Below are 24170 nucleotides of genomic sequence, written 5' to 3'. Positions count from 1 at the left end.
CGTGAGGGGTGAAGGCGCCATGGCGCAGGAACAGGGGAAGGGGAAGGGGCACGGCTGGGAGGGCGCGGTCCTCAAGCTCTTCCGGGGCAAGGACTTCGTGTTCACCGTGACGGCCGCCGAGGACGTCACCCCGCGCTACCGGCGCCTCCACCTCACCGACGGGGGCATGCTGTCGGCCACCGGCGTCCACCCCACGATGTGGGTCCGGCTGTGGTTCGACAACGCGGGCAAACCGCACCAGCGGGCGTACACGCTGGTCGACCCGGACCCCGAGGCCGGCACGTTCGGCCTCGAGTTCGCGCTCCACGAAGGATCCGCCAGTGACTGGGCGCGGGCGGCGAAGCCCGGCGACACCATCGAGGCGACGGTCCAGGGAACCGGCTTCACGCGGCCCCGGCCGGAACCCTCGCACGTCTTCGCGATCGGCGACCCGGCCTCGCTGCCCGCGCTCAACTCCCTCCTGGACACGCTGGGTTCGGCCCCGGCGACGATCTGGTTCGAGTCGGACCACGGCACCGACGGCTACCCCCTCCGCACGACGCCCGACGTTCACGACGTCCGCCCGGTGCCCCGCCGGGACGCGGGCGCCCATCTCGTCGCCGAGGTCCGCTCCGCCTTCCCCGCCCTTCTCGAGCGCGGCGCCGACCCGTACGTCTGGATCGCCTGCGACACGGCAACGACCCGCACCCTGACGTCCTACTTCCGCAAGGAGGCGGGCCTGCCGAAGCAGCGGGTGCACGGCCTCGGCTACTGGCGGCCGTAGGGCACCCCGGCCGCCTTCGGGGCATGATCGACCCATGGACGTCACCCTCCACCTCGCCCAGGACCCCGAGGCCGACGCGCTGCTCGGCCGCAGCCCGCTCGCCGCGCTGACCGGAATGCTGCTGGACCAGCAGGTTCCCATGGAGTGGGCGTTCAAGGGCCCGGCGACGATCGCCCAGCGCCTGGGCGCCGACGACCTCGACGCGCACGAGATCGCGGCGTACGACCCCGACGCCTTCGCCGCCCTCCTCTCCGACAAGCCGGCCGTGCACCGGTACCCGGGCTCGATGGCCAAGCGCATCCAGCAGCTCTGCCAGTACCTCGTCGAGCACTACGACGGAGACGCCGAGGGCGTCTGGCGGGACGCGGCGACCGGCCAGGACCTCCTGAAGCGCCTCACCGACCTGCCGGGCTTCGGCAGGCAGAAGGCCCAGATCTTCCTGGCCCTCCTCGGCAAGCAGCTCGGCGTGACACCCAAGGGCTGGCGCGAGGCGGCCGGCGCCTACGGCGAACCGAAGTCCTTCCGCTCCGTGGCCGACATCACCGGCCCCGAGTCCCTGGTCAAGGTCCGGGCACACAAACAGGAGATGAAGGCGGCGGCAAAGGCCGCGAAGGCCTCCGGCAAGTAGACACGCCGACGGCACGGTCGCGCCCTTCCCGACGGCGCACCCGCGCGACCCCGCACGCATCGATGACCGACGCCGGCGCCCGTCCCGGCCCACGATCCAGACCCCGAACCACGGCCACGCTCCCCAAGCGCCGATCACTCGACGCGCCCGCACGACCCCGCGCACTCCGACGGCCGACGCCCGCACCAACGACCGAACTCCTCCCGGCCCACGATCCAGACCCCGAACCACGGCCACGCTTCTCGAGCGCCCGGTCGCTCCGCGCCGTTTCGCTGCCCCCCTCCCCAGGGTGTGCCCGGCGGCGCCGGGCCGCCGGTAGGCCGAGCGGGCGTATCTCGGCCCGGGATGGTCGGCCCTGTGCGTGTCGCGGGGAGATGACTCCTCATGAGCCCCGCCGCCCGCACCCCGTACACCTCGTACGCCGTGCGCCGGGCTGCCAGGCTCCGGGTGCTGGCCCTGCTGCTGGCCCTGTTCCTGCCGGGAACGGTGGCGCACTGCGCGGCCGCCGAGTCGGTCGTCTCCGGCGCCGCGGCCGCCGAGCACGACGTCCACGACACCGCCCTGCGCCTGCCGGGCCACTCCGGCCACCGTCCCGTCGTACCCCTGCGGCCCGTGCCCCGACCGCCGCTGTCCGCACGGCACCCTGCGGCGACGACGGCCCACCCGCTCCCCGTACCGTCGCGGCCCGAGCCGCACATCCTTCGCTCGGTGGTCCTGCGCTGCTGACGGGACCGGCCTGCCCGGTCCATCAGTCCGTACGCCCAGTACGCCACACGAAACAGGGAACCCCGACATGGCGATCGACCCCTACGCGGTCCTGCGCGCCCTGCTGCGCGCCGAGGCCGCACGCAACGCACCGAAACCGCAAGTACCGCAGGCGAAGGAAACCGAGCAGCAACGGCCCCCGCAGCAGCCGGGCCGCTGACCGACGGCGGAGGCGGGGCTCCCGGGTGGCTGTGGAGCTATCGCCTCCGCCGTGCGTACCGAAGACCGAAGACCGAAGACCGAAGAGAGAACGGGTGATGTGGGTCGGGCGGCGCGTTTGCCGGTGGCAAGCCGGTCTCGGGGTCGCCCATGTCGGGCACCTCTTCCTGTTTGCCCCGCTTTGGTGCATCTTTTCCGGCGCCGCACTCCGTCTCCATGGCTGCGCCCGGAACGTATGGACCGGTAGGCTTTCCGTGTGATCTTCAAGCGCATCGGAAACGGCCGGCCGTACCCCGACCACGGCCGGGAAAGCACCCGGCAGTGGGCGGACGTCGCGCCACGCCCGGTCCGCCTCGATCAGCTCGTGACGACCAAGGGCCAGCTCGACCTGGAAACCCTGCTCGCCGAGGACTCGACGTTCTACGGCGACCTCTTCGCGCATGTCGTGAAGTGGCAGGGCGACCTGTACCTGGAGGACGGTCTGCACCGCGCTGTCCGGGCGGCCCTCCAGCAACGGCAGGTACTGCACGCCCGCGTCCTCGAGATGGACTGACGGCCGTCCTCGCCGTCCCACGACGCTTATTGGCCCTTTCGGGTAGTACTGCGGCCGGGGCAATGATCATTTAGTAGGCATCACCGCCCGGGCGCACTACGCTGCGCCCATGAGCATGCTGACTCCCCCCGGAATGGGCGGCCAGTACCGCATCACGGGGGACAAGTACCCGCGGATGCGTCGACCCCGGGGGCGCCGCAGGTTCGCGCTCGGACTCGTGGCCTCCGTCGCCGCCCTCGGCCTGATCGGCTGGGGCACCCTGCAGCTCATCGACGTCTTCACCGGCGGTGGCAGCAAGGCCACGGCCGCGGGACCCAAGGCGGACTGCGCGACCAAGGTGAGCCCTTCGCCCACGGCGACGAAGGCGTCCGGAGCGCTGCCCAAGCCGGGCCAGATCACCGTCAACGTCCTGAACGCCACACCGCGCAGCGGCCTCGCCAAGCAGGCCGCCGACGAGCTGCGGAAGCGCGGCTTCCGCATCGGCGACGTCGGCAACGCGCCCAAGGACTACGACAAGAAGATCCCCGGAACCGGTGTGGTGCTCGGCGCGAAGTCGGCCGCCGAGGCCGCCCTGCCCGTGCTCGGCACCCAGCTCGCCGGCGCCCAGGTGAAGACCGACACGCGCCGCTCGGCCACCGAGGTCGACCTGCTCATCGGCACCACGTACACGGCCCTCACCAACAAGAAGGACGCCGACCAGGCCCTGGCCGCACTGGCCGGTCCCGCGCCGGCGCCCTCCAGCAGCCCGAAGAGCTGCTGAGCCCCTTACTCCCGTACACCCGCCCTTGACTTGGGGCGGGTGCTACTCGGCCGCGCCGTACAGCCGGTCGCCCGCGTCGCCGAGGCCCGGGACGATGTAGCCGTGCTCGTTCAGGCGCTCGTCGACCGAGGCCGTCACGACCGTCACCGGGGTGCCCGCCAGCTCGCGTTCCATGATCTCGACGCCCTCCGGGGCGGCGAGCAGGACCACGGCCGTCACGTCGTCGGCGCCGCGCTTGATCAGCTCCTGGATCGCCGCGACCAGGGTGCCGCCGGTGGCGAGCATCGGGTCGAGGACGTACACCTGGCGCCCGGAGAGGTCCTCCGGCATCCGGGTCGCGTACGTCGACGCCTGGAGCGTCTCCTCGTCGCGCACCATGCCCATGAAGCCCACCTCGGCGGTCGGCAGCAGCCGGACCATGCCGTCCAGCATGCCGAGACCGGCCCGCAGGATCGGCACCACCAGCGGACGCGGGTGGGACAGCTTGACGCCCGTGGTCGCGGCGACCGGCGTCGTGATGTCGACCTGTTCGGTACGCACGTCGCGCGTGGCCTCATAGGCGAGCAGGGTGACCAGTTCGTCGGCCAGCCGGCGGAAGGTCGCGGAGTCGGTGCGCTGGTCGCGCAGGGTAGTGAGCTTGTGGGCGACCAGAGGGTGGTCGACGACGTGGAGACGCATGGTCCTAACAGTAGCCGTGGTCCCGTACAACGGCTTCGCTCCCACCTCACCCTTCCGGTGGCATCAAACCGCCCGGCGGAGGGAAGGTGGGAGGGACGCACCGACTGGGGGTGTCGCATGTCCGACCGTGAACGCGCCCGGGAACGCGCCCGTGAAGCCGAACGGGAACGGGACCGGGAACAGGACCAGAAGACGTCGGAGACCGAGGCCGAGCGGCGTCGGCGCCGGGCCGTCTTCCTGCGCGAGCTGACCGAGGCCCGCGAGTTGCGCGACCGTGTCCAGCCCCGCCGCGCCAAGACCGCCCGCCTCCGCCACGCCATGCGCATGCGTACGTTCCGCTGGTAGTGCGCGCGTTGAGGGGGTGGCCGTGCGAGGGCGGCACGGAAGGCGGTTACGATCCGCTGGTGGCGGCAACGAGAGCGCTGCTGAAGGGCTCGACCGACAACCGATCAAAAGAGCCGGACACAGGGGGCCGAAGACGTCCCCTGAACGCTCCGTTTCTGCCACGATTCCGAGTGGATGGGGCCGGCGCACAGCATGCCCCGCCCACAACCTCCGCCGGGGGGACCCCCAACCGGCACGCCTAGGACCAGTGGGAGAGTCACGGTGTACTTCGCCGCACTGCTCGCGCGCACCGAAGACGGGTGGGAAGCGAGCGACACAGAGCTCGACGATGTGGAGACCCTGTCGGACCTGGCCGAACTGGCCCGTGAAGCCTCCCCCGAGGACGACACGGTGCTGGTGCTCATCGAACAGGAGGACGCCTGGTTCGGCGTCGTCCGGATCGACGGCGAGGACGATCCCCGGATCTACGTCTCGGACGCCGCCGCCGCTGCCCGTAGTTCGTACGGTGAGATCCTGCTCACGGCCGAGCTGCTCGGCCGAGATCCGGACGCCGACGAGCCAGATCTCGACGCCCTCGACCTCGACGGCACCGAGGACGGTGAGTCGGACTCCGATACGGACGCCGACTCCGACGACGAGGAGGAGACCGGCGCCCCCGCCGAAGCGGTGCCGCACGGCCCCGTGGGGGACGTGGAGATCCTCGACGACCTCGGCGTCGGCAAGAAGGAACTGAGCGCCCTGGACGCCGACGACGCGCTGGGCGCGATCGCCGAGGCCCTGGGAGCGTCGGAGGTCCTGGAGACGGTGCGCTGAGCCAGGAGGGCCCCGTCGACGAGGGGCTGACCGACGAGGGGTCGCCCGACCCCGTACGGGATCCGTGGCGGGCCGCGATGCGGCTCGCCCTGGCCGAGGCCGGGCGGGCCCTGCCGGGCGGTGACGTCCCCGTCGGTGCCGTCGTGCTGGCCGCCGACGGGACGACGGTGCTCGCGACCGGGCACAACGAGCGCGAGGCGACGGGCGATCCCACCGCGCACGCGGAGGTCCTCGCGCTCCGGCGGGCCGCCGCTGAGCTCGGTGAGTGGCGGCTGTCCGGCTGCACGCTCGTCGTGACGCTGGAGCCCTGCACGATGTGCGCGGGCGCCCTCGTGCAGTCCCGGGTCGAGCGGGTCGTCTACGGCGCCCGCGACGACAAGGCGGGCGCGGCCGGCTCCCTCTGGGACCTCGTACGCGACCGCCGCCTCAACCACCGCCCCGAGGTGATCGGCGGCGTCCTCGCGGACGACTGCGCCGGCCTCCTCACCACCTTCTTCCGCGACGGCCGCTGACGGATACCGATTCCCGAATACTGATTTCGGAGCATGCCGCACCTTGCTGTAAGGTCTCCCTCGGTAGCGTGTCCGAGCGGCCGAAGGAGCTCGCCTCGAAAGCGAGTGTGGCGCAAGTCACCGAGGGTTCAAATCCCTCCGCTACCGCTGTAGAAAGGCCTCGCCGGACGGCGGGGCCTTTCGTGCGACATCAGTGGAGTCCGATCGGGTCTGGAACGGGTCTGAGGGGGAGGCCGCCGTGGCGGTGAACGCGAAGAAGATAGCCGTCTACGCCCTCGTGGTGTTCGTGCTGTACGTGATCATCACGGACCCACGAAAGGCCGCCGACTATGTCCAGATCGCGTTCGAAGGAATCTCGAACGCGGCCAGTGCCATAGGGGACTTCATGACGTGGGTCGCCGACGGCGCCAAGTAGCAGCCGCCCAAGCCACAGCCAGGGAGTACGTGTGATCCGCCATCTGGTCCTCTTCAAGCTCAACGAGGGCGTCCAGCGCGACGAACCGCGGGTCGTGGCGGGCGTCGAGGGCTTCCGTGCCCTGCCCGGCCAGATCGACGAACTCCGCTTCTGGGAGTGCGCCTGGAACATCACCGACCGCCCCATCGCCTACGACTTCGCGATCAACTCGGCGGTCGACGACACGGACGCCCTGAAGCGGTACCTGGAGCACCCGGCCCACCAGGCCGCCGCGGCACCGTGGCGCGAGTTCGCCACGTGGGTGATCGCCGACTACGAATTCTGAGCCGAACGGCCGCGCACGCAGGGTCCCGCACCGACAGGGTGCGGGACCTTTTCGCGTCCCGGACGTCAACTCGCCCTCAACACGGTGTTATGGGGTGCTTGCACACAGTGCACATGTCTTGTGATGCTATGACCGCTTTTGACGGATGAGTTGATCGATGAGTTGACCGATGAAGAGGTGGCGTTGACCGTGTCGGCCAGTACTGCGCCACCCCAGGAAGTCGTCACCCAGGAAGCCGTCACCCAGGAAGCCGTCACCCAGGAAGCCGCACCTCAGGAAGCCGCACCTCAGGAAGCCGCACCTCAGGAGCCCGCCCCACAGCGGAGTCGGGGCGCGGACACCCGGGCGCTCACCCAGGTGCTCTTCGGCCAGCTCAAGGTGCTGGAGCCGGGTACGCCGGAGCACAACCGCGTACGGGGGGCGCTCATCGAGGCGAATCTCCCGCTCGTGCGCTACGCGGCCGCCCGTTTCCGCTCCCGCAACGAGCCGATGGAGGACGTCGTCCAGGTCGGCACCATCGGTCTGATCAACGCCATCGACCGGTTCGACCCCGACCGGGGTGTGCAGTTCCCCACGTTCGCGATGCCGACCGTCATCGGCGAGATCAAGCGGTACTTCCGGGACAACGTCCGCACGGTCCACGTACCGCGCCGACTGCACGAGTTGTGGGTCCAGGTCAACGGCGCGACCGAGGACCTGACGACGGCGTTCGGGCGTGTCCCGACGACCGCCGAGATCGCCGAGCGACTGCGCATCAGCGAAGAGGATGTGCTCTCCTGCATCGAGGCCGGCCGGTCGTACCACGCGACCTCACTGGAGGCCGCCCAAGAGGGCGACGGCCTTCCCGGCCTGGTGGACCGCCTCGGCTACGAGGACCCGGCGCTGGACGGTGTCGAGCACCGCGACCTGGTCCGCCACCTCCTGGTCCAACTCCCGGAACGCGAACAGCGCATCCTTTTGCTGCGTTACTACAGCAATCTCACCCAGTCGCAGATCAGCGCGGAACTGGGCGTCTCCCAGATGCACGTGTCCCGGCTGCTGGCCCGCAGCTTCGCCCGACTGCGCTCGGCGAACCGGGTCGAGGCCTAGGGCGTAGGGCGTAGGGCGTAGTCCGAAGCGCGACCCGGGGCATCGCGTCGGGCGTATCCGCATACAGGATCGAGTCGTCACCTGTGAGAGCGAATCGCTCACAGGCGCACTTCCCTGTATTTCTGGGCTGAAAAACCGTCACACCCCCTTTTTCCAGGGCGGATTCGCGTCCCACATGTCGACATGTCACTACAGCGTGTTGCCGACATGTGACATTCTGCCGGAAGAGCGTTTGCCGTGGCTTCGGCTCCGGTATTCAGGTGAAGGCTGCGTTCCCTCGATCGGGAACGACAGCCGCGACCGTCCGCGACCCAAAGGGGGTGGCATGTCCGCAGACCAGGGCAGCTCGAAGGTGCTCACGCTCACCAAGAGCGAGTCGGCGCCCGCCGAGCTTCACGACGTCCCGGCCCTCGTAGTGGAGGTCGAGGCAGAGGCAGCCCCGGCCGTCCAGGCCCTCCCGGCCGCTCCGCCGGCCACGGGGTCCATCGACACCCGCACCCTGTCTCGTTCCCTGTTCCTGCGGCTCGCCGCCCTCGACGAGAACAGCCCCGAGCGTGCGTACGTCCGGGACACCCTCATCGAGTTGAACCTCCCCCTCGTCCGGTACGCGGCGGCCCGCTTCCGCTCCCGCAACGAGCCGATGGAGGACATCGTCCAGGTCGGCACGATCGGCCTGATCAAGGCGATCGACCGCTTCGACTGCGAACGGGGCGTCGAGTTCCCGACGTTCGCGATGCCGACGGTCGTGGGCGAGATCAAGCGGTTCTTCCGCGACACGTCGTGGTCCGTCCGCGTCCCGCGCCGGCTCCAGGAGCTGCGCCTGGCCCTCACCAAGGCCAGCGACGAACTCGCGCAGAAGCTGGACCGCTCCCCGACGGTCGCCGAACTCGCCGTGGTCCTGGGCGTGTCCGAGGAGGACGTCGTCGACGGCCTCGCGGTCGGCAACGCGTACACGGCCTCGTCCCTGGACTCCCCGGCCCCGGAGGACGACGGCGGCGAGGGCTCCCTGGCGGACCGCCTCGGCTACGAGGACACGGCGCTCGAGGGCGTGGAGTACCGCGAGTCCCTCAAGCCGCTGCTGGCCAAACTTCCGCCGCGCGAACGCCGGATCATCATGCTGCGCTTCTTCGCCAACATGACCCAGTCGCAGATCGGCGAGGAGGTCGGCATCTCCCAGATGCACGTGTCACGTCTCCTGACCCGGACCCTCTCCCAGCTCCGCGAGGGCCTGATCTCCGACTGACGTATCCAACTGGAGCGTGAGGGTTCACTTCTGACGGAACATCAGCGACGATGTCGCGATGCTTCGACAGCTGCGCACGACGCACGCGACGCATGACCGCCGGGGCGCCATCGCCCTCACCACCTCGGCGGCCGTCGTGACCTGCGCCCTGGCAGGGGCGCTGGCGGCGTGCGGAGGCGGTGACCCCGACGAGGGTTACGTCGCGGTCGAGCGACCGGCGACCGGCGGTACGGCGATCGCTCCCACCGGGGAGGTGACGTTCGTACCGCTGGAGGGAACTCCGGTGCCCGACTCACCTCCTGGGCAGGGGAGTCGGCCGCGCACATCGCCAACTGGCCGCGCGTCGCCCGTCGTTCCGGGGGCCGGCCTCAACTTGCCGGGCAGCGGCGAGCATTCGGCTTCTACGACACCTGCGGGCACGGGTGCGGATGTGCGGGCGGGCACGGGTGCGGGCACTGGTGCGGGGGTGCCCGCCACGACGCCGGCCCCGGTACCGGACCCGCTACCGGCCCCTGTCCCTGCCCCCGTCCCTGAACCGACTTTGTCCTCGGCACCCGTACCGACCCCGTCGGGATCGTCCCCGCCCTCCGGTCCCGCGCGGCTGATCGCGGGTGCGCCGGTACGCGAGGGCACCGACAAGCGCTGGTGCGAGAAGGTGACGCTTGCCCTTCACAACCCCGGTGCCTCACCTGTGCGTTCGGGCACCGTGACCTTTGGCACGCACATCATCGACCTGCTCGGCATCGACTGGGCGACGGTCGAGTCAAGGGTGCCGCTTGGCGCGCCGCTCGATGCGGGAGCGCGCAGGGAGGACGCCTGGACGGTGTGCGTGGACGCGTGGCGGGTGCCCTGGGGGATGCGGGTGGAGACACGGGTCGTCGACGTGGAGTGGGAAGCCGGTGTCAGAAGCTGATTCCCGCGGCCACCGGCAGGTGGTCGCTGCCGGTGGCCGGCAGGACCCATGAACTGTCCGGCTCCACGCCGCGCACCAGGATCTGATCGATCCGCGCCACCGGGAATTTCGCCGGCCAGGTGAAGCCGAAGCCGTCCCCGGCCGTGTCCTGGGCGGAGTGCAGCTTCGAGGTGAGGCCGGCGAGCGCGCGGTCGTCCGTGGTGCCGTTCAGGTCGCCGAGCAGCACGACCCGGTTGTTCCGCTCGGCGGCGAGGGCCCGGCCCAGCGCCTGTGCGTTTCTGTCCCGCGTGCCCGTCCAGAAGCCCGACCGGGGATTCACGCGTACGGATCCCAGGTGAGCCACGTAGACCGCGAGCGGGCCGTGGTCCGTGGCCACCGTGGTGCGCAGCGCCCGGTTGCCGGCCATCCTGACGTCGGCCGGCTTGGTGGCCGCCAGCGGCCCGTAGTCCGTCTCGATCTCGACCGGCCGGCTGTCCGACAGGGGCAGCTTGCTCCACAGGCCCACCGTGCCCTGGACGGTGCGGTACGGATACGCCTTCGCCAACTCCTTCTCGTACGTCCCCGTGGCCTGGTCGTCCAGTTCCTCCAGTGCCAGCACGTCCGCGCCGGAGGCGGCGAGGTCGCGGGCGGTGCCGGCCGGGTCCGGGTTGTCGGCGCTGACGTTGTGGCCGGCCAGTGTGAGGTCGCTGCCCGCGTGGGACTTGTCGCCGAGCAGTCCACCGAAGAGGTTCAGCCACACGGTGACCGGCAGCAGCAGTGCGACCACCGCTGCGGCGGAGCGGCGCCAGAGCGCCCCGGCGAGCAGGAGAGGGATGAACACGCCGAACCACGGCAGGAAGGTCTCCGTCAGACTGCCGAGGTTCCCGACCCGGTTCGGGATGCTCGAGTGCACCATCATGAGCAGGCCGAGCAGCAACGCGGAGGCCGCGAGCAACGGGCCACGCTTCCAGGGCTCGGGCCGGAATCCGACGCGGAGCACCCACCGGACGCCCACACGCCAGGGCCCGGCACCGGTGCCGTGCCCGGCGGCCGTACCGGTGTCGGTGCCAGTACTGGTGCCGGTAGGCGACCCGGTGCCGGTGGCCGTGCCGGGGGCTGTACCTGGGCCGGGGGCCGCGCCCGTGCCGGGGGCCGCGCCCGTGCCAGTACCCATGTCGGTGACCGTGTTGGTAACCGTGCCGGCGTCGGGGCCCGTCCCAATGCCCGAGCCGACAGCCGTGCCCGTGTCATTGCCGGTGCCGACACCGGTGCCGTTCCCGGCGCCTGCGCCAGCGCCGACGCCCGTCCCGGTGCTCGTGCCGGGGGCCGTGCGCGTGCCATGGCCGGGGCCGGTGACCGCCCCGGTGCCGGCGCCCGTGCCCGTGCCATGGCCGGTGCCGGTGGCTGTCCCGGTGCCCGTGCCAGCGCCGACGCCCGTCCCGGTGCTCGTGCCGGGGGCCGTGCGCGTGCCATGGCCGGGGCCGGTGACCGTGCCGGCGCCCGTGCCCGTGCCATGGCCGGGGCCGGTGGCTGTCCCGGCGCCGATGGCCATGTCGGTAACCGTGCCGGCGCCCATCCCGGTAGCCGACCCGGCCCCGGTCGCCGTGCCCGTCCCGGTAGGCGACCCTGTGCCGGTGGCGGTCTGACCGGGCTTCGCCCCGGCGGGGCCCGTGGTGATCTCTGTTCGAGTCATACCGTCAGTCAACGCAGCGCGGTGTTGTCGTCACGTATGCGGTTTTCGATACACCGGCGATACGCGGCGGCTCGTAGCCTCGGAGCATGCGTGTGCTGATTGTCGAGGACGAACCCTATTTGGCGGAGGCCGTCCGGGACGGCCTGCGCCTCGAAGCGATCGCCGCCGACATCGCGCACGACGGCGACACCGCTCTGGAGCTGCTGAGCGTCAACGCGTACGACATCGCCGTCCTCGACCGCGACATCCCCGGCCCCTCCGGTGACGAGGTCGCCAGACGCATCGTCGCCTCCGGCAGCGGGATGCCGATCCTCATGCTCACCGCGGCGGACCGGCTCGACGACAAGGCCTCCGGGTTCGAGCTCGGCGCCGACGACTACCTCACGAAGCCGTTCGAACTCCGGGAACTGGTGCTCAGGCTCAGGGCGCTCGACCGCAGGCGCGCCCACAACAGGCCGCCCGTACGGGAGATCGCCGGACTGCGACTGGACCCGTTCCGCCGCGAGGTGTACCGGGACGGCCGCTATGTCGCGCTGACCAGGAAGCAGTTCGCCGTGCTCGAGGTCCTCGTCGCCGCCGAGGGCGGTGTCGTCAGCGCCGAGCAACTGCTGGAGCACGCGTGGGACGGCAACGCCGACCCGTTCACCAACGCCGTCCGCATCACCGTCTCCGCCCTGCGCAAACGGCTCGCCGAACCCTGGATCATCGCCACCCTGCCGGGCGTCGGCTACCGCATCGACGCGCAACCGGACTCCGGGCCGGAGGGAGTCGGGCGTGGGTAGGGGCCCCGGGATGAGCGTGCGCGTGAAACTCACCCTCACCTACGCCGGGTTCCTCATGCTGGCCGGAGCCCTGCTGCTCGCGGCCGTGTGGGTGTTCCTGCTGCGGTACGTCCCCGACCGTGCGACGCTCATCGTCCCCGACAACCTGTCCCCCGGCGGCGTCTTTCCCGTCCGGTCCAGCCTCCTGCGCCTGTTCGCTCCCCGGGCGGCCGCCGTACTGGCGTTCCTGCTGGTGTTCGGTCTCGTGGGGGGATGGCTGCTCGCCGGTCGCATGCTCGCCCCGCTGGCCCGGATCACCGAGGCCACGCGCATGGCGGCGAACGGGTCGCTCTCGCACCGCATCCGGCTGCCGGGCAGCAGGGACGAGTTCCGCGAGCTCGCCGACGCCTTCGACACGATGCTCGCGCGGCTCGAAGCGCACGTCGGCGAACAGCAGAGGTTCGCGGCCAATGCCTCGCACGAGCTGCGCACCCCGCTGGCGGTCTCGAAGACCCTGCTCGACGTGGCACGCACCGATCCGGACCACGACCCCGGCCAGGTCATCGACCGCCTTCACGCGGTCAACACCCGCGCGATCAACCTCACCGAGGCGCTGCTGCTGCTCAGCCGTGCTCAGCAGCGGTCCTTCACCCGAGAAGACGTCGACCTGTCCCTCCTCGCGGAGGAAGCCACCGAGACGCTCCTGCCCCTCGCGGAGAAGCACGGCATCACCATCGACACCGGGGGCGACATCGCCACCACGGCCGGCTCGCACGCGCTCCTGCTGCAGCTGACGACGAACCTCGTACAGAACGCGATCCTCCACAACCGGCCCGCCGAGGGCATGGTGTGGGTGGAGACCGGCGTACGGCCGGGTCGAGTGGTCCTCAGCGTCGAGAACACCGGCGAGAGCATCTCCGCGCAGCTCGCCTCGACACTCACCGAACCGTTCCAGCGCGGCACCGAACGCGTGCACACCGATCACGCGGGCGTCGGCCTCGGCCTGGCGATCGTCAGGTCCATCGCCCACGCACACGACGGAACGCTCACCCTCACACCGCGCGCGGCAGGCGGCCTGCGCGTGACTGTGGAACTGCCGGCGGCGTCCCCGCACACGGGCAGTTGAGGACCAGGGCCCGAGCTTCCGCTCAGGGCCCCTCGACCCTCGGTTCTACTTCAGCCGGTTCTACTTCAGCGCCAGCCAGGCCACCGCCGCGACGACCAGTACGGCGACGACCACGCCGACGATCAGGCCGATGCGGGGGCCCGCCGGGGCGGGGGCCTGGCGGCCGGTGCCGCCCTGCGGGGTCTCGTCGACGAATGCTCGGAACATCTGGGTGCTGCCCGCGGGGTCGTAGTTGCCCTCGGGGCCCTGGGTGTTGGCCATGGTGCGAGACCCTAGCGAACTCGCCGGGGCCCACCCAAGCTGGGCCCCTTTCCGCCCGCTCCGACCTGTGTGTTTACGTTCGCCAATGCTTGCCTTTGCCAACTTTTTAGCCCACCCCTCGTCCGATTCATTTGCCTGTAGCAACCAATCTTTTCTATGGTTGCCCCAAGCAACGAATACGGTGACGCAGGGGCAGGGAATGTGATGGCCGAGCAGGCGCAGTACGAGGAGCTGGTGCGTCAGTTCAGTGCCTTCGGTGCCGTGAAGCGGGAGATGGGGCGGATCATGCCGCCCGAGTGTCCCGGCGGTTCCGCCGCCGTGCTGCTGCTCCTCCTCCGGCACGGGGACATGCGGATGAGCCGGCTCGCCGAGCTGCTCGCCGTCGACATGTCCGTGACCAGCCGCCATGTCGCCCATGTCGCCGGACGCGGCTGGATCGAACGCCTCCCCGACCCCGCCGACAAGCGCTGCCGCATTCTGCGGCTGACCCCCGCCGGGCACGCGCAGATCGGCGAGTTGTCGCGGCGGTCCACCGAACTGCTCGCCCACCGGCTCTCCGACTGGAGCGACGAGGACATCGGGGAACTCGTCCGGCTCATGAGCCGACTTCGCGACAGCTTCAACACCCAGCAAACGCAGTGAAGAAGACGACGTAGACAAGGAAGTTCAATGGCAACGACCACACCGGCCGGTGTGCGAGCGGCTCACGCCAAGCACGGGGGAGGTGCCCACGGCTCGGCCGACGGCGCTCCGATGTCGCACCGGCAGATCATGGAAGCGCTCACCGGGCTGCTGCTCGGTATGTTCGTCGCGATCCTGTCGTCGACGATCGTCTCCAACGCCCTGCCCGACATCATCAAGGACCTGGGCGGCGGACAGAGCGCCTACACCTGGGTCGTGACCGCGTCGCTGCTCGCGATGACCGCGTCCACCCCGCTGTGGGGCAAGCTCGCCGACCTCTTCTCCAAGAAGCTGCTGATCCAGTTCGCGCTCGTCATCTTCGTGCTGGGCTCGGCCGCCGCCGGGCTCTCGCAGAACGCGGGCATGCTCATCGGCTTCCGTGCCGTGCAGGGCATCGGCATGGGCGGTCTGTCGGCCCTCGCCCAGATCATCCTCGCGGCGATGATCTCCCCGCGTGAGCGCGGACGCTACAACGGCTACCTCGGCGCGACCTTCGCGACCGCGATGGTCGGCGGCCCGCTGATCGGCGGTGTCATCACCGACACCAGCTGGCTGGGCTGGCGCTGGTGCTTCTACGTCGGCGTGCCCTTCGCCGTCATCGCCCTCATCGTGCTCCAGCGGACCCTGCACCTGCCCGTCGTGAAGCGCAAGGCCAAGGTCGACTGGACCGGCGCCTTCTTCATCACCGCGGCCGTCTGCCTGCTGCTGGTCTGGGTGACCTTCGCCGGCGACAAGTACGACTGGGTGTCCTGGCAGACGTACGCGATGATCGGCGGCACGGTCGCGCTGCTCGGCGTCTTCGTTCTCGTCGAGTCGAAGGCGAGCGAGCCGATCATCCCGCTGCGGCTCTTCCGCAACCGCACGATCACCCTCGCCTCCCTCGCCTCGCTCTTCGTCGGCGTCGCGATGTTCGCGGGCACCATCTTCTTCAGCCAGTACTTCCAGCTGGCCCGCGACAAGTCGCCGACCATGTCCGGCGTCATGACGATCCCGATGATCGGCGGCCTGTTCGTCTCCTCCACCGTCTCCGGCCAGGTCATCACCCGTACGGGACGCTGGAAGGCGTGGCTGCTCGCGGGTGGTGTGCTGGTGACGGCCGGTCTGGGTCTGCTGGGCACCCTGCGCTACGACACCCCCTACTGGCACGTCGCCGTCTTCATGGCGCTGCTGGGGCTCGGCGTCGGCATGATGATGCAGAACCTGGTGCTGTGCACCCAGAACCAGGTCTCCCCCGCCGATCTGGGTGTCGCCAGCTCGGTGGTCACCTTCTTCCGGTCCCTCGGCGGTGCGATCGGCGTCTCCGCGCTGGGCGCGGTCCTCAGTCACCGGATCACCGACCACCTCAAGGACGGCCTGGCCACCATCGACCCGAAGTACGCGTCGGCGATGCCGGGTTCCTCCTCCAACGCCATCCCCGACCTCGACGCGCTGCCCGCGCCGCTGCGCACGGTCATCGAGGGCGCGTACGGCCACGGCATCGGCGACGTCTTCCTCTACGCCGCCCCGGCCGCGCTGCTCGCGCTGGTCTTCTCCCTCTTCATCAAGGAGGTCCCGTTGCGGACCAAGGGCGCGCTGGCACAGGCCGCGGAGGAGAAGCAGCAGACCGGTATCGCTCCGGCCGCCCCCGTCACCGGCACCGCCGAAGCCGCCGAGGCCGCCGGGACGGAGAAGGCGCTCGCCGCCGTCACCACGGTGACGGCCGAGTCCGTCGAGGCCGCCGAGGGGCCCGCCGGGCGACCTGCCGGTGGCGGGATTCCGGTACGCGGTCACGTGCGCGGTGCCGAGAGCGCGCCCCTTCCGCAGGCCGCCGTCACGCTGATCTCCCTCTCCGGACGTCAGCTGGGCCGCGCGGTCGCGCAGGGCGACGGCGCCTACGCGCTGGACGCGCCCGGCACGGGCTCGTACGTCCTGATCGCCTCGGCGGACGGGTTCCAGCCGCAGGCCTCGACCGTCGTCGTGAACGGCGAGCCGGTCTCGTACGACATTCTGCTCAGCGGCACCAGCGGGCTCAGCGGGCTGGTGCGGGGCTCCGAGACCGGGGTGCCGGTCAGGGACGCGATGGTGATCGTCACCGATGTGCGCGGGGATGTGCTGGCCACCGGGACGACCGGTGAGCAGGGCGAGTTCACGTTCGCCGAGCTGGTGCCGGGTGCCGTGACCGTCGCCGTCAACGCCCTCGGGTACCGGCCTCGGGCGCTGCCCGTCGAGGTCGGCGGCACGGGAGTCACCCGGATCGAGGTGGAACTGGCGTCCGGGGCGCAGCTCCAGGGTGTCGTTCGGGCGCCGCAGGGGCCGCTCGGGGACGCGCGGGTCACACTCGTCGACGCGGCGGGCAACGTGGTCGGCTCGGCCACGACCGGTGCGGACGGGGCGTACGCCTTCACGGATCTGGACAGCGGCGACTACACGGTCATCGCCACCGGCTACCCGCCGAAGGCCACCGCTCTGACCGTCTCCGGGCGCGGCACCGACGACCACGACATCGAACTCGCCCACCCGGGCGGGGAGTAGCGGGACATGACGGGCATGACCGAAGAACTGACAGGACAGACAGGGCAGACAGGGCAGACAGGGCAGACAGAGCTGACAGGGCTGACAGGGCTGAGCGCGCGGGTTCGTACGCGGGACGGGTGGGCCGTGTCCCACGCGGTCGTCACCGTGACCGACGCGACCGGGCAGCAGGTGCTGCGGGCCGGGGCCGACGCGGACGGGGTCGTGCGTGACGCGACCCCGCTCGCGCCCGGCGCGTACACCGTGATCGTGACGGCCGTCGGGTACGCGCCCACCGCGTCCAGCGCCATCGTCACCGCTGGGAGTACCCCCTCTGAGGGACGGCGGACCGACGTCGGGACCGTCACCCTCGCCCGGCTGGGCGGCGGCGCCGAACTGCCGCCGCCGGGGCCGTGGACCGTCGACCCGGCCCACTCGTCCGTCGGGGCCGTCGCTCAGCACCTGGGCATCTCCAGCGTGCGCGGACGGTTCACCGAGTTCACGGCGACGATCGCGATCGCGCCGGACGAGGTCACCGACTCCCGGGTGGACGCGGTGATTTCGGCCGCCTCCATCGACACGGGGAACGCGACGCGGGACGAGCATCTGCGCTCCCCCGACTTCCTCGACGTCGAACGATGCCCGGAGATCACGTTCCGCTCGACGGGCCTCACCCCGGCCGCCGGTCCCGACCGCTGGACCGTCCACGGCGAGCTGAGCATGCGCGGTGTCGTACGCCCGGTCGACCTCGACCTCTCCTACCTCGGCACCGGCACGGATCCCTGGGGCGCGGCGCGGGCCGCGTTCCGGGCGACCGCGGAGCTGCGGCGCGAGGACTTCGCCATGGACTACAACCAGGTGGTGCGGGCGGGGATCGCGGCGATCGGTACGACGCTCAAGGTGGAGCTGGAGATTCAGGCCGTGCGGGGTGCCGGCCTCCAGGGCCGGTCGTCAAATTCCCGTCGTCCGCCCGGAGGGCGGGCCTGACGGCGTCAGGTGCGTGCTCTCGGCGTGCCGGGCACAGGCCCTCGTACTGGTTGTACGTGGGTCTGTGCCCGGTGCGGCGAGAGGGCGTGCGTGGCGTCGCCAGGCAGACGGGAATTTGACGACCGGCCCTAGGCTGCCCGTATGGCACCGAACATCGCTACGAATACCGCTGTGTCCCTGGCCGAGCTGCTCGACTTCGTACGGCCCCGCCACCGGGCGATCCTCCTCACCCGACGCGCGGACGGTTCCCCCCAGGCCTCGCCGCTGACCTGCGGGGTCGACGACTCGGGCCGGATCGTCGTGTCGACGTACCCCGAGCGCGCCAAGACGCGCAACGCCAAGCGGGACGAGCGCGTCAGTCTGCTCGTCCTGAGCGACGACTGGAACGGGCCCTGGGTCCAGATCGACGGAACGGCCGAGGTCATCGACTCCCCGGACTCGGTCGAGCCGCTCGTGGAGTACTTCCGGAACATCTCCGGTGAACACCCGGACTGGGACGAGTACCGCGAGGCCATGGTCAAGCAGGGCAAGTCGATCATCCGGGTCACGCCGGAGCGGTGGGGTCCGGTGGCGACGGGCGGTTTCCCGGCGCGCCTTGTGAGCGAGTGAGCGAGGAGTCGTCCCAAAGGGGCGCGGGGAACTGCGCGAGCAGCCACCGACGGCCCGCAGCCGCAGAAAGCGGTGGCCCGGAGCGATCTCACTCCGGGCCACCACGAGAAGGAACCGTCAGCTGCTGCTCGTAGGCTGCGTCAGGTCGTAGAAGGTGGCCGAACCCACCGTCACCTCCTTGAAGTTGCTCTCGATCCACGTGCTGATCTGGGACGAGGTACTCGTCGTACCGTTACCGCTGCCGCCGCCCATGCCACCGCGACCGGATCCGCTGGAGATGAAGTAGTGGATCTTGCCGTCCGCCACGTACTGCTTGAACTCCGCCAACGTCGGTGAGGGGTCGGTGCCGTTGAAGCCGCCGATCGCCATCACCGGTTCCCCGGTGGAGAGTTGGTAGCTCGCCGCGTTCTGGGCGCCGATGGCCGCCGCGGCCCACGTGTAGTCACTGGCCTTCTCCAGCAGAGCCTTGGCCTCGCTGCTGACGCTGGCACCGTTGAGCAGACCGCCCATGCCACCGCCGCCGGCGCCCATGCCGCCCGCCTCACCGGTCCGGCCGCCGGGGACACCCTGCTGGGTGCTCCCGTTGGTGTTCCCGCCGCCGGGGAAGCCGCCTGTCGGGGGCTGCCCCATGCCGCCGCCCGGCTGGTTGCCCTGCTGGTTGCCCTGGGTGTTGCCGTTGCCGTTCTGCTGGCCCTGCTGGCCCTGCTGGCCGCCCGTACCGCCGCCGAAGCCGCCGCGCATACCGCCGCCGCCCCCGAACCCACCGCCGGGACCACCGCGACCGCCCGCCACGGACGGGCCCGCCGTGACGATCGAACCGGTGTGCCCCTCGTTGAGGGTCGTGAGGGAGTACGCGGCCGGACCCGCCAGCGCCGTGACGAAGCTCAACCCGACCACAGCCAGGGCCAGTTGACGCCCGAGCCGGTTGACGAAGATGAGCCCGAGCGCGGCCGTCAGACCGCCCACCAGCACGAGCCACTTCAGCCAGGGCAGGTAGTCGGAGGAGCGGTTGAGCAGGACGTACCCCCAGACCGCGGTGGCCGTCATGGCACCCGCGAGCGCGAGCGACGCCCACATCCTGTCCCGCTCCTGCCAGAGCAGGGCCGCGCCCATGCCGACCAGCGGCGCGATGTAGGGGGCGAGGGCGACGGTGTAGTAGTCGTGGAAGATGCCCTGCATAAAGCTGAAGATCACCATGGTGATCAGCAGCGACCCGCCCCAGAGCAGGAACCCGGCGCGGACGTCGTCCGTGCGCCTGGCCTTGCGGCCGGCCCAGATCGCCGCGACGAGCAGGATCAGCGCGGCCGGAATCAGCCAGGAGATCTGGCCGCCGCTGGTGGAGTTGAACATCCGGTTCCAGCCGGTCTCGCCCCACATTCCGGTGCCGCCGCCACCTCCACCGCCGCCGACGCTGCCGGTCTCCTCACCGTTGATACGGCCAAGTCCGTTGTAGCCGAAGGTCAGTTCAAGGAAGGAGTTGTTCTGCGAGCCGCCGATGTAGGGGCGCGAGGACGCCGGCCACAGTTCGACGATCGCGACCCACCAGCCGCCCGCGACGACCATCGCGAGCCCGGCGGCCAGCACCTGCCCGATGCGCCTGCGCACACCGGTCGGCGCGAACACCACGTACACCAGCGCCAGCACCGGCAGGATCAGGAAGGCCTGGAGCGTCTTGACCAGGAAGGCGAAACCGATCGCCGTACCCGCCCAGAGCAGCCACTTCGTCTCGGCCTTCTCCATGGCCCGCTGGGTGCAGTAGACCGAGACGGCCATCAGGAGCGCGAGGACCGCGTCCGGGTTGTTGAAGCGGAACATCAGCGCGGCGACGGGCGTCAGCGCGAAGACCGCCATCGTGAGGAACCCGGCCGTGGCGCTGAACCGGCGCCGCACGGACGCGTACAGCACACCCGCCGTGGCGACGGCCATCAGCACCTGCGGGAACAGGATCGCGAAGGAGTTGAGCCCGAAGACCCTGACCGACAGCGACATCGGCCACAGCGAGGCCGGGGGCTTGTCGACCGTGATGGCGTTGGAGGCGTCGAGAGAGCCGAAGAAGAAGGCCTTCCAGGACTTGCTCCCGGCCTGAACGGCCGCCGAGTAGAAGGAGTTGGCGTATCCCGAGGCGGTCAGGTTCCAGGTGTACAGCGCGCCGATCACCAGCAGCGCGGCGAGGAAAGCGGGCCGCACCCACCGGTGGTCCTCGGCCCGCCCTCGCCACAGTCTGCGTACGAAGGGCTGCTCGGGCTCACCGGAGGAGGGAGCCGGCACGTCCGTGACAGGCGGGGCCTGCGCATCCGGACGGGTCGTCTGGTCGAAGTGAGTGGTCATCGCGGGTTCCTCTGATCCTGGCTGTCGTGCGGGAGCACCACCGGCCGAAGCCGCGTGGTCGGCTCCTCCCACGAGTCGCCGTAGGAGGTACTACTGAAGGAGTCTTCGTACGAAATCGATGTGTATGTCCGGTGGTCGGACAAGGTCGGCTCATCGCCCTGGTCGGGGAACACCCAGGCCCTGAAGAGCAGGAACCGCAGCACTGTCGCCGCGAGGTTGGCGGTGATGAGCACCGCCAGTTCCGTGGAGTGGCCGGGGTCGCTGGTCGCCGCGTCGAGGGCGGCGAGCGAGCCGCTGGTGAGGGCGAGTCCGATACCGAAGACGACCAGGCCCTGCGCCTGGTGCCGCACCGCACCGCCCCGGCCGCGCACCCCGAAGGTCAGGCGCCGGTTGGCCGCGGTGTTCGCGACGGCCGAGACCAGCAGCGCGAGCGCGTTGGCGAGCTGCGAGCCGGCGAACCCCCGGAAGGCGCTGTAGAGCAGCAGGTAGAAAAGGGTCGACATCCCGCCGACCACACAGAACCCGACGAGCTGGCGGGCCAGTCCCTTCGGTACGTCCTTTATGTCGCGGTCGCGCGGATCGTCACCGAAGGGCCGGGCGAGCCGGTCCAACGGCAGCGAGCCGGTGGCGAGGGCCCTGCCCACGCGCAGCACGCCCTTCAGGTCCTCGGTCGCCGTCCTGACGATGTGGACGGTCGAGTCCGGGTCGTCGACCCAGTCGACCGGAACCTCATGGATACGCAGACCCGCGCGCTCGGCGAGCACCAGCATCTCGGTGTCGAAGAACCAGCCGGTGTCCTCGATGAGCGGCAGCAGGATCTGGGCGACATCACGCCGGATGGCCTTGAATCCGCACTGCGCGTCCGTGAAGCGGGCCTGGAGCGAGCCCCGCAGGATCAGGTTGTACGTCCGGCTGATGAACTCCCGCTTGGCGCCGCGCACGACGCGCGAGGAGCGGGCGAGCCGGGAGCCGATCGCGAGGTCCGAGTGACCGGAGATCAGCGGTGCCACCAGCGGCAGCAGGGCGTTCAGGTCGGTCGACAGGTCGACGTCCATGTAGGCGAGAATCGGCGCGTCGGACGCGGACCACACGGTCCGCAGGGCCCGGCCGCGCCCCTTCTGCTCCAGCCGGAAGGACCTGACCTCCGGTATCTCCGCCGCCAGCCGCGCCGCCACCAGGTCGGTGGTGTCCGTCGACGCGTTGTCCGCGACCGTGATGCGGAACGCGTACGGGAACGTGCGCTTGAGGTGCTCGTGCAGTCTGAGCACGCATGGCTGGAGGTCCTTCTCCTCGTTGTAGACGGGGATCACTACGTCCAGGACAGGCGTACCGGCTGCCGCGGCCGGGAGGTGCTCCCGCGCCGGCAGGGTGCCGGGAGAAGAGTCGGTTCGCATGAGACCGACTTTTGTCAGGCCCCCTGTTGCGCCCATGTGGTGGCACTGTGGTGTGCCTGTGAGTCCGACAGCCGATCCGAATGACGGTCCGACTGCCAGTCCGAATGCCAGTCCGTTTCGGGTGCGGCTTCGAGGCCGAGGGCCGGCAGATGCACCGTGAAGACGGTCTGCCCGGGCACACTGTCGACGGTCACGGCACCGCCGTGCGCGGTCGCGACGGCCTGCACGATGGCGAGCCCGAGACCGGTCGACCCGGTGGACCGGGAGCGCGCGGAGTCGCCCCGCGCGAACCGCTCGAACACGTGCGGCAACAGATCGGCCGGGATGCCCTGTCCGTCGTCCTGCACGTCCACACACAGCCACGGCCCGCGCCGCTGCACGCGCGCGGTGACGGTCGTCCCGGACGGGGTGTGTGTACGGGCGTTGGCCAGCAGGTTCACCAGCACCTGCTGCAACCGGGCCGCGTCCGCCGACACCAGCGCGGGCTCGTCCGGCAGTTCGAGCCGCCAGTTGTGGTCCCGCCCGGCGGCACGCGCGTCACTGACGGTGTCGACGACGAGGGGTACGAGGTCGGTCTGGTCGAACTGGAGCGGCCGGCCCGCGTCGAGGCGGGCGAGCAGGAGGAGATCCTCGACGAGCAGGGTCATCCGCCCGGCCTCCGACTCGATCCGCCCGAGCGCGTGCCGGGTGTCCGGCCCGGTCTCCTCACGTCCACGTCTGGTCAACTCGGCGTACCCGCGGATCGACGCCAGCGGCGTACGCAGCTCATGACTGGCGTCCGCGACGAACTGACGTACGCGCATCTCGCTCTGCTGGCGTGACTGCAGGGCGCCGTGCACATGGTCGAGCATCCGGTTGAGCGCGGCGCCGACCTGGCCGACCTCGGTGTGCGGGTCGGTCTCGGACTCGGCGACCCGCTCGTTGAGGGTCACTTCGCCGGTGTGCAGGGGCAGTTCGGAGACCCGGGTGGCTGTCGACGCCACCTTGCGGAGGGGGCGCAGCGCCAGTCCGACGAGCACGGAGCCCGCGATACCGGCGGCGACGAGACCGGCGCCGGTGACACTGATCTCCACGAGGATCAGCGTATTGATGGTCGTGGTGACGGAGTCGGTCGGCAGGGCGACGTAGTAGTTGCCCCGGTCGCCGGTCGTGTACGCCACCCGGTACTCGCCGAGCCCGGTGAGAGTCACGGTGTGCAGCCCGCTGTCGCGGGAGACGGCGGCCAGTTCGGCCATCTGCGTCGCGTTCAGCGGCACGTCCTTCATGTTCGGGACGTCGCTGCTCGTGCCACTGGTGCTGCTCGTGGCGGTCGACTCCATCTCGGCGATCACCGCGTTGGTGACCCCGCCGTCCGCGTCGACGACGGCGGCGACGGTCTCCGCCTGCGTACCACCCCGGGTGACGAAGTCCCGCAGCCGTTTCTCGGCGGAGGGGGCAACGATTCCGGTACCGGCCGTGGTGCTGTTGCCGCCGGAAGCCGACCCGGCAGACGAAGACGAAGAGGACGAGGTGGAGGAAGAGGTGGAGGACGTGGACGGGGACGTCGAGGGAGACGAGGAGGACGAGCCGTCGGCATGCGAAAACGGTCCGGGATATTTGCCGACACCACCGCCCGGGCCCAGCCCATTGCCCTTCGGGGGCCCGCCCGCACGGTCGGCGGCGTCGGTGACCTGCCTGTCCAACTGCTTGTAGAGGTGCTTCTCCAGCGCGATGGTCGTCACCGTGCCGATCACCGCACACACCACGGCGATCAACGTGACCGCCGAGACGACAAGCCGCGTACGCAGCGTCCGCGGCTTCCTCTGCCACGGGGACTTCCGCGACGCCCTGCCCAGCCTTCGCTGCCCGCCCGCTTTCCTCTTACTGCTCACCGTGCTGCCCTCCCACCGGGCTCGACTGC

26 protein-coding genes and 1 tRNA gene are annotated in these 24170 nt (G+C 70.5%); 21 read left to right on the top strand and 6 right to left on the bottom strand.

All coding sequences use genetic code 11. From position 1 onward, the window contains the following. Nucleotides 1-19 precede the first annotated feature (19 nt). The 6 genes from PV396_RS40255 to PV396_RS40230 all read left to right on the top strand — a co-directional run bounded on the left by PV396_RS40255 (nucleotide 20) and on the right by PV396_RS40230 (nucleotide 3628). On the top strand, nucleotides 20-763 hold the full coding sequence (locus PV396_RS40255) for a siderophore-interacting protein (RefSeq protein WP_319213288.1): 744 nt from the start codon (nucleotides 20-22) through the stop codon (nucleotides 761-763). A gap of 34 nt (nucleotides 764-797) precedes the next feature. Continuing rightward, on the top strand, nucleotides 798-1391 hold the full coding sequence (locus PV396_RS40250) for an HhH-GPD-type base excision DNA repair protein (RefSeq protein WP_319213287.1): 594 nt from the start codon (nucleotides 798-800) through the stop codon (nucleotides 1389-1391). 384 nt (nucleotides 1392-1775) lie between these two features. Further along, entirely contained in the window at nucleotides 1776-2117 is a 342-nt protein-coding gene (locus PV396_RS40245) for a hypothetical protein (RefSeq protein WP_319213286.1), read from the top strand. A 67-nt stretch (nucleotides 2118-2184) separates the two neighbouring features. Next, a complete protein-coding gene (locus PV396_RS40240; protein WP_319213285.1) occupies nucleotides 2185-2316 on the top strand; it encodes a hypothetical protein in 132 nt (43 codons plus the stop codon). 255 nt (nucleotides 2317-2571) lie between these two features. Next, complete coding sequence (locus PV396_RS40235) at nucleotides 2572-2868, top strand: type II toxin-antitoxin system VapB family antitoxin (RefSeq protein ID WP_006377352.1); 297 nt, start codon at nucleotides 2572-2574, stop codon at nucleotides 2866-2868. 109 nt (nucleotides 2869-2977) lie between these two features. Continuing rightward, complete coding sequence (locus PV396_RS40230; protein WP_319213284.1) at nucleotides 2978-3628, top strand: LytR C-terminal domain-containing protein; 651 nt, start codon at nucleotides 2978-2980, stop codon at nucleotides 3626-3628. A 42-nt stretch (nucleotides 3629-3670) separates the two neighbouring features. Here the strand turns inward: PV396_RS40230 and upp are convergent, their stop codons facing one another. After that, complete coding sequence (upp, locus tag PV396_RS40225) at nucleotides 3671-4306, bottom strand: uracil phosphoribosyltransferase (protein ID WP_319213283.1); 636 nt, start codon at nucleotides 4304-4306, stop codon at nucleotides 3671-3673. 117 nt (nucleotides 4307-4423) lie between these two features. Between upp and PV396_RS40220 the strand changes: the two genes are divergently transcribed. From PV396_RS40220 to PV396_RS40180, 9 genes are all read left to right on the top strand, one after another. Then, nucleotides 4424-4651, top strand: a complete 228-nt coding sequence (locus tag PV396_RS40220) for a hypothetical protein (RefSeq protein ID WP_319213282.1) — start codon at nucleotides 4424-4426, stop codon at nucleotides 4649-4651. A 261-nt stretch (nucleotides 4652-4912) separates the two neighbouring features. After that, nucleotides 4913-5464 carry a hypothetical protein gene (locus PV396_RS40215; protein WP_319213281.1) on the top strand — a complete coding sequence of 184 codons (552 nt, stop codon included), beginning with the start codon at nucleotides 4913-4915 and terminating at the stop codon, nucleotides 5462-5464. 77 nt (nucleotides 5465-5541) lie between these two features. Beyond that, nucleotides 5542-5976: a tRNA adenosine(34) deaminase TadA gene (tadA, locus tag PV396_RS40210; RefSeq protein WP_319213280.1), complete on the top strand. Its 435-nt coding sequence runs from the start codon at nucleotides 5542-5544 to the stop codon at nucleotides 5974-5976. A gap of 62 nt (nucleotides 5977-6038) precedes the next feature. Next, nucleotides 6039-6123, top strand: a tRNA-Ser gene (locus PV396_RS40205). A 91-nt stretch (nucleotides 6124-6214) separates the two neighbouring features. Then, on the top strand, nucleotides 6215-6391 hold the full coding sequence (locus PV396_RS40200) for a hypothetical protein (RefSeq protein WP_319213279.1): 177 nt from the start codon (nucleotides 6215-6217) through the stop codon (nucleotides 6389-6391). Between the two features lie 31 nt (nucleotides 6392-6422). Continuing rightward, complete coding sequence (locus tag PV396_RS40195) at nucleotides 6423-6716, top strand: Dabb family protein (protein ID WP_307627601.1); 294 nt, start codon at nucleotides 6423-6425, stop codon at nucleotides 6714-6716. Nucleotides 6717-6899: 183 nt separating this feature from the next. Continuing rightward, nucleotides 6900-7805, top strand: coding sequence for an RNA polymerase sigma factor SigF (locus PV396_RS40190; protein ID WP_319213337.1), 906 nt, complete (start codon nucleotides 6900-6902; stop codon nucleotides 7803-7805). 325 nt (nucleotides 7806-8130) lie between these two features. Continuing rightward, complete coding sequence (locus PV396_RS40185; protein ID WP_319213278.1) at nucleotides 8131-9048, top strand: RNA polymerase sigma factor SigF; 918 nt, start codon at nucleotides 8131-8133, stop codon at nucleotides 9046-9048. Nucleotides 9049-9106: 58 nt separating this feature from the next. Continuing rightward, nucleotides 9107-9961, top strand: a complete 855-nt coding sequence (locus PV396_RS40180) for a hypothetical protein (protein ID WP_319213277.1) — start codon at nucleotides 9107-9109, stop codon at nucleotides 9959-9961. Here PV396_RS40180 and PV396_RS40175 read toward each other — a convergent pair. After that, a complete protein-coding gene (locus PV396_RS40175; RefSeq protein WP_416071565.1) occupies nucleotides 9951-11114 on the bottom strand; it encodes an endonuclease/exonuclease/phosphatase family protein in 1164 nt (387 codons plus the stop codon). The genes PV396_RS40180 and PV396_RS40175 overlap by 11 nt on opposite strands. A 605-nt stretch (nucleotides 11115-11719) precedes the next feature. Between PV396_RS40175 and PV396_RS40170 the strand changes: the two genes are divergently transcribed. Together PV396_RS40170 and PV396_RS40165 are read left to right on the top strand one after the other, a co-directional pair. Then, nucleotides 11720-12415: a response regulator transcription factor gene (locus PV396_RS40170; RefSeq protein ID WP_319213276.1), complete on the top strand. Its 696-nt coding sequence runs from the start codon at nucleotides 11720-11722 to the stop codon at nucleotides 12413-12415. 10 nt (nucleotides 12416-12425) lie between these two features. Next, nucleotides 12426-13520 carry a HAMP domain-containing sensor histidine kinase gene (locus tag PV396_RS40165; RefSeq protein WP_319213275.1) on the top strand — a complete coding sequence of 365 codons (1095 nt, stop codon included), beginning with the start codon at nucleotides 12426-12428 and terminating at the stop codon, nucleotides 13518-13520. Nucleotides 13521-13580: 60 nt separating this feature from the next. Here the strand turns inward: PV396_RS40165 and PV396_RS40160 are convergent, their stop codons facing one another. Next, nucleotides 13581-13781 carry a hypothetical protein gene (locus tag PV396_RS40160; RefSeq protein WP_319213274.1) on the bottom strand — a complete coding sequence of 67 codons (201 nt, stop codon included), beginning with the start codon at nucleotides 13779-13781 and terminating at the stop codon, nucleotides 13581-13583. 204 nt (nucleotides 13782-13985) lie between these two features. On the opposite strand from PV396_RS40160, the gene PV396_RS40155 reads away from it, so the two are divergent. The 4 genes from PV396_RS40155 to PV396_RS40140 all read left to right on the top strand — a co-directional run bounded on the left by PV396_RS40155 (nucleotide 13986) and on the right by PV396_RS40140 (nucleotide 18548). Then, entirely contained in the window at nucleotides 13986-14423 is a 438-nt protein-coding gene (locus PV396_RS40155; RefSeq protein ID WP_319213273.1) for a MarR family winged helix-turn-helix transcriptional regulator, read from the top strand. 27 nt (nucleotides 14424-14450) lie between these two features. Continuing rightward, complete coding sequence (locus PV396_RS40150) at nucleotides 14451-16973, top strand: MFS transporter (protein ID WP_319213272.1); 2523 nt, start codon at nucleotides 14451-14453, stop codon at nucleotides 16971-16973. Nucleotides 16974-16988: 15 nt separating this feature from the next. After that, nucleotides 16989-17939 (top strand): YceI family protein, encoded by a 951-nt coding sequence (locus PV396_RS40145; RefSeq protein WP_319213335.1) that lies wholly within the window; start codon nucleotides 16989-16991, stop codon nucleotides 17937-17939. A gap of 141 nt (nucleotides 17940-18080) precedes the next feature. Continuing rightward, nucleotides 18081-18548 carry a PPOX class F420-dependent oxidoreductase gene (locus tag PV396_RS40140; protein ID WP_319213271.1) on the top strand — a complete coding sequence of 156 codons (468 nt, stop codon included), beginning with the start codon at nucleotides 18081-18083 and terminating at the stop codon, nucleotides 18546-18548. A 117-nt stretch (nucleotides 18549-18665) separates the two neighbouring features. Here the strand turns inward: PV396_RS40140 and PV396_RS40135 are convergent, their stop codons facing one another. From PV396_RS40135 to PV396_RS40125, 3 genes are read right to left on the bottom strand one after another with little or no spacing between them, the layout of a single operon-like run. Beyond that, the gene (locus PV396_RS40135) at nucleotides 18666-20876 is read right to left on the bottom strand and encodes an ArnT family glycosyltransferase (RefSeq protein ID WP_319213270.1); all 2211 of its coding nucleotides are present in this window, start codon (nucleotides 20874-20876) and stop codon (nucleotides 18666-18668) included. Further along, nucleotides 20873-22270 (bottom strand): bifunctional glycosyltransferase family 2/GtrA family protein, encoded by a 1398-nt coding sequence (locus tag PV396_RS40130; protein ID WP_319213269.1) that lies wholly within the window; start codon nucleotides 22268-22270, stop codon nucleotides 20873-20875. Before PV396_RS40130 ends, PV396_RS40135 begins: the two co-directional genes overlap by 4 nt. Nucleotides 22271-22284: 14 nt before the next feature. Continuing rightward, entirely contained in the window at nucleotides 22285-24141 is a 1857-nt protein-coding gene (locus PV396_RS40125; protein ID WP_319213268.1) for a HAMP domain-containing sensor histidine kinase, read from the bottom strand. Nucleotides 24142-24170 lie beyond the last annotated feature (29 nt).

Origin of the sequence: Streptomyces sp. ME02-8801-2C (assembly GCF_033793965.1) — a bacterium.
Lineage (GTDB): Bacteria > Actinomycetota > Actinomycetes > Streptomycetales > Streptomycetaceae > Streptomyces.
Note: the sequence above shows the minus strand (reverse complement) of the source record. Positions and strands in the feature narration are given on the sequence as shown.

Coding starts and splice junctions, on each gene's coding strand:
- PV396_RS40255 (WP_319213288.1), top strand. CDS start 20: ATGGCGCAGGAACAGGGGAAGGGGAAGGGGCACGGCTGGGAGGGCGCG.
- PV396_RS40250 (WP_319213287.1), top strand. CDS start 798: ATGGACGTCACCCTCCACCTCGCCCAGGACCCCGAGGCCGACGCGCTG.
- PV396_RS40245 (WP_319213286.1), top strand. CDS start 1,776: ATGAGCCCCGCCGCCCGCACCCCGTACACCTCGTACGCCGTGCGCCGG.
- PV396_RS40240 (WP_319213285.1), top strand. CDS start 2,185: ATGGCGATCGACCCCTACGCGGTCCTGCGCGCCCTGCTGCGCGCCGAG.
- PV396_RS40230 (WP_319213284.1), top strand. CDS start 2,978: ATGAGCATGCTGACTCCCCCCGGAATGGGCGGCCAGTACCGCATCACG.
- upp (WP_319213283.1), bottom strand. CDS start 4,306: ATGCGTCTCCACGTCGTCGACCACCCTCTGGTCGCCCACAAGCTCACT.
- PV396_RS40220 (WP_319213282.1), top strand. CDS start 4,424: ATGTCCGACCGTGAACGCGCCCGGGAACGCGCCCGTGAAGCCGAACGG.
- tadA (WP_319213280.1), top strand. CDS start 5,542: ATGCGGCTCGCCCTGGCCGAGGCCGGGCGGGCCCTGCCGGGCGGTGAC.
- PV396_RS40185 (WP_319213278.1), top strand. CDS start 8,131: ATGTCCGCAGACCAGGGCAGCTCGAAGGTGCTCACGCTCACCAAGAGC.
- PV396_RS40180 (WP_319213277.1), top strand. CDS start 9,107: ATGCTTCGACAGCTGCGCACGACGCACGCGACGCATGACCGCCGGGGC.
- PV396_RS40175 (WP_416071565.1), bottom strand. CDS start 11,114: ATGGGTACTGGCACGGGCGCGGCCCCCGGCACGGGCGCGGCCCCCGGC.
- PV396_RS40170 (WP_319213276.1), top strand. CDS start 11,720: ATGCGTGTGCTGATTGTCGAGGACGAACCCTATTTGGCGGAGGCCGTC.
- PV396_RS40165 (WP_319213275.1), top strand. CDS start 12,426: ATGAGCGTGCGCGTGAAACTCACCCTCACCTACGCCGGGTTCCTCATG.
- PV396_RS40160 (WP_319213274.1), bottom strand. CDS start 13,781: ATGGCCAACACCCAGGGCCCCGAGGGCAACTACGACCCCGCGGGCAGC.
- PV396_RS40155 (WP_319213273.1), top strand. CDS start 13,986: ATGGCCGAGCAGGCGCAGTACGAGGAGCTGGTGCGTCAGTTCAGTGCC.
- PV396_RS40150 (WP_319213272.1), top strand. CDS start 14,451: ATGGCAACGACCACACCGGCCGGTGTGCGAGCGGCTCACGCCAAGCAC.
- PV396_RS40145 (WP_319213335.1), top strand. CDS start 16,989: ATGACCGAAGAACTGACAGGACAGACAGGGCAGACAGGGCAGACAGGG.
- PV396_RS40140 (WP_319213271.1), top strand. CDS start 18,081: ATGGCACCGAACATCGCTACGAATACCGCTGTGTCCCTGGCCGAGCTG.
- PV396_RS40135 (WP_319213270.1), bottom strand. CDS start 20,876: ATGACCACTCACTTCGACCAGACGACCCGTCCGGATGCGCAGGCCCCG.
- PV396_RS40130 (WP_319213269.1), bottom strand. CDS start 22,270: ATGCGAACCGACTCTTCTCCCGGCACCCTGCCGGCGCGGGAGCACCTC.